At 58.5% G+C, this 241-nt stretch carries 1 protein-coding gene; it reads left to right on the plus strand.

The features are described 5' to 3' along the window. Positions 1-241 (plus strand): SbmA/BacA-like family transporter (locus SB764_RS44120; RefSeq protein WP_410867327.1); only part of this gene is annotated, 241 nt, incomplete at both ends.

Genomic DNA, 241 nt, shown 5'->3' on the forward strand with positions numbered 1-241 from the left:
TCACCGTCGGCGTGCTGAACCTGTTCTTCGTCAGCCACTATATCTTCCGCTGGCGCACGGCGATGAACGAATTCTACACGTCCTACTGGCCGAAGCTGCGCCATATCGAAGGCGCTTCGCAGCGTGTTCAGGAAGACACGATGCGCTTCTCGACCACGGTCGAAAGCCTTGGCGTCAACCTCGTCAGCTCGATCATGACGCTGATCGCCTTCCTGCCGGTGCTGTTCAAGTTCTCCGGCAC

This window comes from Paraburkholderia sp. SIMBA_027, assembly GCF_046535315.1.
GTDB classification, from domain to species: Bacteria; Pseudomonadota; Gammaproteobacteria; order Burkholderiales; family Burkholderiaceae; genus Paraburkholderia; species Paraburkholderia tropica.